The sequence below is a fragment of the Streptomyces sp. SBT349 genome, from assembly GCF_001083795.1.
GTDB lineage: Bacteria > Actinomycetota > Actinomycetes > Streptomycetales > Streptomycetaceae > Streptomyces.
This window is the reverse complement of the sequence record NZ_LAVK01000371.1, coordinates 1-7,060: the sequence shown is the minus strand read 5'-3', so window position 1 is coordinate 7,060 and position 7,060 is coordinate 1. Positions and strand designations below refer to the sequence as shown.

At 73.5% G+C, this 7,060-nt stretch carries 9 protein-coding genes; 5 read left to right on the top strand and 4 right to left on the bottom strand.

Annotation, left to right across the window (positions count from 1 at the left end; all coding sequences use genetic code 11):
• A partial coding sequence (locus ADY01_RS30335) for a hypothetical protein (protein ID WP_053171361.1) occupies positions 1–996 on the bottom strand: 996 nt, incomplete at its 3' end.
• Between the two features lie 161 nt (positions 997–1,157).
• Between ADY01_RS30335 and ADY01_RS30340 the strand changes: the two genes are divergently transcribed.
• Both ADY01_RS30340 and ADY01_RS30345 read left to right on the top strand, forming a co-directional pair.
• Positions 1,158–1,667, top strand: a complete 510-nt coding sequence (locus ADY01_RS30340) for a hypothetical protein (RefSeq protein WP_159001518.1) — start codon at positions 1,158–1,160, stop codon at positions 1,665–1,667.
• An 81-nt stretch (positions 1,668–1,748) separates the two neighbouring features.
• Positions 1,749–2,747 (top strand): aldo/keto reductase, encoded by a 999-nt coding sequence (locus tag ADY01_RS30345; protein ID WP_049579871.1) that lies wholly within the window; start codon positions 1,749–1,751, stop codon positions 2,745–2,747.
• Between the two features lie 166 nt (positions 2,748–2,913).
• On the opposite strand, the gene thpR (ADY01_RS30350) is transcribed toward ADY01_RS30345, so the two are convergent.
• Entirely contained in the window at positions 2,914–3,435 is a 522-nt protein-coding gene (thpR, locus tag ADY01_RS30350; protein WP_049579873.1) for an RNA 2',3'-cyclic phosphodiesterase, read from the bottom strand.
• 35 nt (positions 3,436–3,470) lie between these two features.
• Here thpR (ADY01_RS30350) and ADY01_RS41665 point away from each other — a divergent pair, with 35 nt between their 5' ends.
• Both ADY01_RS41665 and thpR (ADY01_RS30355) read left to right on the top strand, forming a co-directional pair.
• Positions 3,471–3,629, top strand: a complete 159-nt coding sequence (locus ADY01_RS41665; RefSeq protein ID WP_159001520.1) for a hypothetical protein — start codon at positions 3,471–3,473, stop codon at positions 3,627–3,629.
• The gene (gene thpR, locus ADY01_RS30355; RefSeq protein WP_049579873.1) at positions 3,626–4,147 is read left to right on the top strand and encodes an RNA 2',3'-cyclic phosphodiesterase; all 522 of its coding nucleotides are present in this window, start codon (positions 3,626–3,628) and stop codon (positions 4,145–4,147) included. The genes ADY01_RS41665 and thpR (ADY01_RS30355) overlap by 4 nt, the downstream gene beginning before the upstream one ends.
• Before the next feature lie 166 nt (positions 4,148–4,313).
• Here thpR (ADY01_RS30355) and ADY01_RS30360 read toward each other — a convergent pair whose 3' ends face one another.
• Both ADY01_RS30360 and ADY01_RS30365 read right to left on the bottom strand, forming a co-directional pair.
• Positions 4,314–5,312: an aldo/keto reductase gene (locus ADY01_RS30360; protein ID WP_049579871.1), complete on the bottom strand. Its 999-nt coding sequence runs from the start codon at positions 5,310–5,312 to the stop codon at positions 4,314–4,316.
• Positions 5,313–5,393: 81 nt separating this feature from the next.
• Positions 5,394–5,903 carry a hypothetical protein gene (locus ADY01_RS30365; protein WP_159001518.1) on the bottom strand — a complete coding sequence of 170 codons (510 nt, stop codon included), beginning with the start codon at positions 5,901–5,903 and terminating at the stop codon, positions 5,394–5,396.
• Between the two features lie 161 nt (positions 5,904–6,064).
• Here ADY01_RS30365 and ADY01_RS30370 point away from each other — a divergent pair.
• The coding region (locus ADY01_RS30370; RefSeq protein WP_053171361.1) for a hypothetical protein at positions 6,065–7,060 on the top strand (996 nt) is incomplete at its 3' end.

The following is a 7,060-nucleotide window of genomic DNA, read 5'->3' as shown; positions in this document are numbered from 1 at the left end:
CCCGTGGTCGCTGAAGGCGGGCGGGCTGCTGCGCGAGCAGTACGCGGCGGTCGGCGCCGCCGCGGGCGCCGCGTTCCCGTCCTCGGCGCCGTCCTCCGGGGACTCGCCGCCGTGGTCGGCATCCTCGGTGGCCTCGCTCTCCGGGAGCAGGTCGCCCCGCAGCTCGACCGGCTCCACATCGCTCCGCTCGCCCTCCGCCCCGAACATCAGCGACCCGCCGTCGGGCGCGAACGTCACCGACTCGCCCTGGAGCTGGCCGCCCGGCGGGATCAGGGACCGTTCGACCGGCTCGGGCGCCCCGCCCTCCGCGGGCCAGCGGTACATCCGCGCCGACAGGTAGCCGCGCAGCACCAGCCGCGTGCCGTCGGGCGAGAACGCGCCGTCCGTCACCCACTGGTCGATGTCGGCGACGCGCTCGAAGGTGTTGACCCCCGCGTCGGTGAGGGCCGCCGGGCCCGCGTAGAGCGCGGCACCGCCGTCCTGCTTCTTGCTGACGATGTGGACCCGGCCCGTCTCCGGATGCACCATCAGCGCCTCGGCGTCGCGCGGCCCGTCCTCGTAGACGGCCGCGTAGACCTCGGGCGTCACGGTGGCGTCCAGGAGCTCCTCGGGCTCGGGCAGGCGGTAGACCCACACCTCCTCCCAGCCGCCGTCGTAGTTGTCGCCGATGTCCCCCACGTAGAGGTCGCCCCCGGGCCCCAGGGAGATGGCCTCCAGGTCACGCCCCGCGACCCCGTCGAGCGTGACGGTGGCCACCGTCTCGCCGGTCTCCCCGTCGATCGCGTAGAGGTTGGGCGCGGTGTCCTGGTCGTTGTGCGTCCAGTACACGCCGGGGTGCCGGTGGCTGGCCGCCAGCCCGCTCGACTCCGTGATGCGCGGGTCGCTGATGGTGAACGAGGGCGGCGTGTCGGCGGCGGCCACCGCGCCCGGCGCGAGGGTCAGCGCGGCGGTCGCGAGACCGACCGCGGCACGGCGGGGCGTCATCCAGGTCGGCATGGGCCAAGCCTGCCATCAGGGCACGGAAACGAGAGACCCGCTTCCCGATAAGGATGCCCTGGGGGGAACGCGTGCTCCGAGGAAAAGATAAAGCCGTCATGAACACGCATAGCGGTCAACGGCGTTGCCAGGGGAATCCCGACTTCCTACGGTCTCTTCCCATGAGTGGAAACAGTCCAGACCTCCAGACCCCGCCCGTGGCGCCCGCGGGGGGCGCCACGGACGGATCGCCCGTCAAGGTCCCCCTGATGGCCGCCACGGCGGGCGCCGGCCTCGCCGTCATCGGCTCGTTCCTGCCGTGGGCCGAGGTCTCCATCGACGGCCTCAGCGAGACGTCGGGCGGCCTGGCCGGCGACGGGGTCTTCACCCTCTCGCTGGCCGTCCTCACCGGCGTGTTCATGATCGTCGGCCTGGTCGCCCGCAAGAGCTGGGCGCCGCTGGCCGGCGCCGTCGCCGCGCTCGCCACGCTGATCGTGGTCGGCCTCAACCTCGGCGCCGAGCGCCAGGTCCGCTCGGACCTGGAGAGCGAGGGCGCCGCGAGCGCGGACATCGACATGGTGCTCGACATGGCCGAACTCTCCACCGGCGTCGGCGTCTGGGTCGTGCTCGTCGGCGCGCTCGTGGCGACCGGCGCGGGCGCGTTCGCCGCCGCGAAGTCCCGGGCCGCCTGAGGGCGCGCGTGGCCGCGGCGTCCCCCTGGGCGCCGCGGCCACGCTTGCGTAGAGCGCACTCCACGGCGTTGGCTGGGGCGCATGAGGTACACACAGCTGGGACGCACGGGACTCAAGGTAAGCCGGCTGGTTCTCGGAACCATGAACTTCGGCCCCCACACGGAGGAGTCCGACAGCCACGCCATCATGGACGCCGCCCTGGAGGACGGCGTCAACTTCTTCGACACCGCGAACGTGTACGGCGGTTTCGAGAGCAAGGGCCGGACCGAGGAGATCGTCGGCACCTGGTTCGCCAAGGGCGGCGGGCGGCGCGACAAGGTGGTGCTGGCCACCAAGGTCTACGGCGCCATGGCGCCCCAGGGCGAGACCGTCTGGCCCAACCACCACAGGCTGTCGGCGCTCAACATCCGCCGCGCCGTGGACGCCAGCCTCCAGCGGCTCGGCACCGACTACATCGACCTGTACCAGTTCCACCACGTGGACCGGGACACCCCGTGGGACGAGATCTGGCAGGCGATCGACGTCCTGGTCCAGCAGGGCAAGATCCTCTACGCGGGCTCCTCCAACTTCGCGGGCTGGCACATCGCCCAGGCCAACGAGGCGGCGGCGCGGCGCGGTTCGCTCGGCCTGGTCAGCGAGCAGTGCCTGTACAACCTGGTGGAGCGCCGCGCCGAGATGGAGGTCATCCCGGCCGCCGAGGGCTACGGCCTGGGGGTGATCCCGTGGTCCCCGCTCAACGGCGGCCTGCTGGGCGGCGCGATCCGCAAGGAGCGCGAGGGCGGCGGCGAGCGGACCGGGAGCGGACGCTCGGCGGACGCGCTGGCCGACAGCGCCCGGCGGGCGCAGGTGCAGGCGTACGAGGACCTGCTGGAGGAGGCGTCCCTCGACCCCGGTGAGGTGGCCCTCGCCTGGCTGCTGACCCGGCCCGGCGTCACGGGACCGATCGTGGGCCCGCGGGTGCGGGGACAGCTCGACTCGGCGGTCAGGGCCGTGGACCTCGACCTGCCGGAGGACCTGCTGGCGTCCCTGGAGAAGATCTTCCCCGGCACCGGCCCCTCCCCCGAGTCCTTCGCCTGGTAGACCGCGCCCTCCCGGATCCCCCGGATCGCGTCCGCCCGGTCCTCGCCGGGCGGGCGGACGCGGGAGACCCGCGGGTCAGCCGAGTACCGCGGAGACGGCCACCGCCGCCAGCAGGAGGACGAGCGCCGCGGTCACGATCCGGGTACGGGTCTTCGCGTTCACCCTCTCACCGTACGCCCAGCCCCCACGACGCCTGCTCCACGTACCTCCCCCCGGGCCCTCCCTCGCTCCTCATCAGCACCAGCCGCCCCACGGCCCACTCCGTCCCCGCGAAGCCCGACAGCGCCTCGGTGAACGGGTCGAGGCGCGTCCGCCCCGATCCCAGGGTCAGATGCGGCCGGTACAGGTCGTGCTCCCCCACCCCGGGGCCCGCCGCGGAGGCCAGGCCCGCCAAAGCCACCGTCTGGCCCGCGACCCCGACCCACAGCGTCCGGTCGCCGAAGGTCCCGCCCCCCGCCAGGCGCAGCGTGAACGGCTCCCGCTCCCGCGCCACCCCGGCCAGGCGCCCGTACAGCTCGGGCAGCGCGGCCGGACCCCTCTCCCCGTAGAAGGCGAGCGTCACGTGCCACCCGGACCGTTCCCGCCACCGCAGGCGCTCGGCCCCCGGCAGGTCCCGCAGGTCCCGCGCGGTCCGCGCGACCTCCGCCACCGCCTCCTGTGACGGCAGTACCGCCGAGAAAAGTCTCATGCGCGTCCCCGAATCCCACGATTAGCATCGGCCGAATGAAGATCAGACAAGGCGGCCCCGACGACATCCCCCTCATCCTCGCCATGCTCGACGGCGCCGTCGAGCATGGCGAGGATGAGGGGGATGTCGTCGGGGCCGCCTTGTCTGATCTTCATTCGGCCGATGCTAATCGTGGGATTCGGGGACGCGCATGAGACTTTTCTCGGCGGTACTGCCGTCACAGGAGGCGGTGGCGGAGGTCGCGCGGACCGCGCGGGACCTGCGGGACCTGCCGGGGGCCGAGCGCCTGCGGTGGCGGGAACGGTCCGGGTGGCACGTGACGCTCGCCTTCTACGGGGAGAGGGGTCCGGCCGCGCTGCCCGAGCTGTACGGGCGCCTGGCCGGGGTGGCGCGGGAGCGGGAGCCGTTCACGCTGCGCCTGGCGGGGGGCGGGACCTTCGGCGACCGGACGCTGTGGGTCGGGGTCGCGGGCCAGACGGTGGCTTTGGCGGGCCTGGCCTCCGCGGCGGGCCCCGGGGTGGGGGAGCACGACCTGTACCGGCCGCATCTGACCCTGGGATCGGGGCGGACGCGCCTCGACCCGTTCACCGAGGCGCTGTCGGGCTTCGCGGGGACGGAGTGGGCCGTGGGGCGGCTGGTGCTGATGAGGAGCGAGGGAGGGCCCGGGGGGAGGTACGTGGAGCAGGCGTCGTGGGGGCTGGGCGTACGGTGAGAGGGTGAACGCGAAGACCCGTACCCGGATCGTGACCGCGGCGCTCGTCCTCCTGCTGGCGGCGGTGGCCGTCTCCGCGGTACTCGGCTGACCCGCGGGTCTCCCGCGTCCGCCCGCCCGGCGAGGACCGGGCGGACGCGATCCGGGGGATCCGGGAGGGCGCGGTCTACCAGGCGAAGGACTCGGGGGAGGGGCCGGTGCCGGGGAAGATCTTCTCCAGGGACGCCAGCAGGTCCTCCGGCAGGTCGAGGTCCACGGCCCTGACCGCCGAGTCGAGCTGTCCCCGCACCCGCGGGCCCACGATCGGTCCCGTGACGCCGGGCCGGGTCAGCAGCCAGGCGAGGGCCACCTCACCGGGGTCGAGGGACGCCTCCTCCAGCAGGTCCTCGTACGCCTGCACCTGCGCCCGCCGGGCGCTGTCGGCCAGCGCGTCCGCCGAGCGTCCGCTCCCGGTCCGCTCGCCGCCGCCCTCGCGCTCCTTGCGGATCGCGCCGCCCAGCAGGCCGCCGTTGAGCGGGGACCACGGGATCACCCCCAGGCCGTAGCCCTCGGCGGCCGGGATGACCTCCATCTCGGCGCGGCGCTCCACCAGGTTGTACAGGCACTGCTCGCTGACCAGGCCGAGCGAACCGCGCCGCGCCGCCGCCTCGTTGGCCTGGGCGATGTGCCAGCCCGCGAAGTTGGAGGAGCCCGCGTAGAGGATCTTGCCCTGCTGGACCAGGACGTCGATCGCCTGCCAGATCTCGTCCCACGGGGTGTCCCGGTCCACGTGGTGGAACTGGTACAGGTCGATGTAGTCGGTGCCGAGCCGCTGGAGGCTGGCGTCCACGGCGCGGCGGATGTTGAGCGCCGACAGCCTGTGGTGGTTGGGCCAGACGGTCTCGCCCTGGGGCGCCATGGCGCCGTAGACCTTGGTGGCCAGCACCACCTTGTCGCGCCGCCCGCCGCCCTTGGCGAACCAGGTGCCGACGATCTCCTCGGTCCGGCCCTTGCTCTCGAAACCGCCGTACACGTTCGCGGTGTCGAAGAAGTTGACGCCGTCCTCCAGGGCGGCGTCCATGATGGCGTGGCTGTCGGACTCCTCCGTGTGGGGGCCGAAGTTCATGGTTCCGAGAACCAGCCGGCTTACCTTGAGTCCCGTGCGTCCCAGCTGTGTGTACCTCATGCGCCCCAGCCAACGCCGTGGAGTGCGCTCTACGCAAGCGTGGCCGCGGCGCCCAGGGGGACGCCGCGGCCACGCGCGCCCTCAGGCGGCCCGGGACTTCGCGGCGGCGAACGCGCCCGCGCCGGTCGCCACGAGCGCGCCGACGAGCACGACCCAGACGCCGACGCCGGTGGAGAGTTCGGCCATGTCGAGCACCATGTCGATGTCCGCGCTCGCGGCGCCCTCGCTCTCCAGGTCCGAGCGGACCTGGCGCTCGGCGCCGAGGTTGAGGCCGACCACGATCAGCGTGGCGAGCGCGGCGACGGCGCCGGCCAGCGGCGCCCAGCTCTTGCGGGCGACCAGGCCGACGATCATGAACACGCCGGTGAGGACGGCCAGCGAGAGGGTGAAGACCCCGTCGCCGGCCAGGCCGCCCGACGTCTCGCTGAGGCCGTCGATGGAGACCTCGGCCCACGGCAGGAACGAGCCGATGACGGCGAGGCCGGCGCCCGCCGTGGCGGCCATCAGGGGGACCTTGACGGGCGATCCGTCCGTGGCGCCCCCCGCGGGCGCCACGGGCGGGGTCTGGAGGTCTGGACTGTTTCCACTCATGGGAAGAGACCGTAGGAAGTCGGGATTCCCCTGGCAACGCCGTTGACCGCTATGCGTGTTCATGACGGCTTTATCTTTTCCTCGGAGCACGCGTTCCCCCCAGGGCATCCTTATCGGGAAGCGGGTCTCTCGTTTCCGTGCCCTGATGGCAGGCTTGGCCCATGCCGACCTGGATGACGCCCCGCCGTGCCGCGGTCGGTCTCGCGACCGCCGCGCTGACCCTCGCGCCGGGCGCGGTGGCCGCCGCCGACACGCCGCCCTCGTTCACCATCAGCGACCCGCGCATCACGGAGTCGAGCGGGCTGGCGGCCAGCCACCGGCACCCCGGCGTGTACTGGACGCACAACGACCAGGACACCGCGCCCAACCTCTACGCGATCGACGGGGAGACCGGCGAGACGGTGGCCACCGTCACGCTCGACGGGGTCGCGGGGCGTGACCTGGAGGCCATCTCCCTGGGGCCCGGGGGCGACCTCTACGTGGGGGACATCGGCGACAACTACGACGGCGGCTGGGAGGAGGTGTGGGTCTACCGCCTGCCCGAGCCCGAGGAGCTCCTGGACGCCACCGTGACGCCCGAGGTCTACGCGGCCGTCTACGAGGACGGGCCGCGCGACGCCGAGGCGCTGATGGTGCATCCGGAGACGGGCCGGGTCCACATCGTCAGCAAGAAGCAGGACGGCGGTGCCGCGCTCTACGCGGGCCCGGCGGCCCTCACCGACGCGGGGGTCAACACCTTCGAGCGCGTCGCCGACATCGACCAGTGGGTGACGGACGGCGCGTTCTCGCCCGACGGCACGCGGCTGGTGCTGCGCGGCTACCTGTCGGCGCGGATGTACCGCTGGCCCGCGGAGGGCGGGGCGCCCGAGCCGGTCGAACGGTCCCTGATCCCGCCGGGCGGCCAGCTCCAGGGCGAGTCGGTGACGTTCGCGCCCGACGGCGGGTCGCTGATGTTCGGGGCGGAGGGCGAGCGGAGCGATGTGGAGCCGGTCGAGCTGCGGGGCGACCTGCTCCCGGAGAGCGAGGCCACCGAGGATGCCGACCACGGCGGCGAGTCCCCGGAGGACGGCGCCGAGGACGGGAACGCGGCGCCCGCGGCGGCGCCGACCGCCGCGTACTGCTCGCGCAGCAGCCCGCCCGCCTTCAGCGACCACGGG

What these genes read in the sequence shown, in the direction of transcription:
- thpR (WP_049579873.1), top strand. Translation starts at nt 3,626, where the DNA reads ATGAGACTTTTCTCGGCGGTACTGCCGTCACAGGAGGCGGTGGCGGAG.
- ADY01_RS41665 (WP_159001520.1), top strand. Translation starts at nt 3,471, where the DNA reads ATGAAGATCAGACAAGGCGGCCCCGACGACATCCCCCTCATCCTCGCC.
- ADY01_RS30345 (WP_049579871.1), top strand. Translation starts at nt 1,749, where the DNA reads ATGAGGTACACACAGCTGGGACGCACGGGACTCAAGGTAAGCCGGCTG.
- ADY01_RS30360 (WP_049579871.1), bottom strand. Translation starts at nt 5,312, where the DNA reads ATGAGGTACACACAGCTGGGACGCACGGGACTCAAGGTAAGCCGGCTG.
- thpR (WP_049579873.1), bottom strand. Translation starts at nt 3,435, where the DNA reads ATGAGACTTTTCTCGGCGGTACTGCCGTCACAGGAGGCGGTGGCGGAG.
- ADY01_RS30340 (WP_159001518.1), top strand. Translation starts at nt 1,158, where the DNA reads ATGAGTGGAAACAGTCCAGACCTCCAGACCCCGCCCGTGGCGCCCGCG.
- ADY01_RS30365 (WP_159001518.1), bottom strand. Translation starts at nt 5,903, where the DNA reads ATGAGTGGAAACAGTCCAGACCTCCAGACCCCGCCCGTGGCGCCCGCG.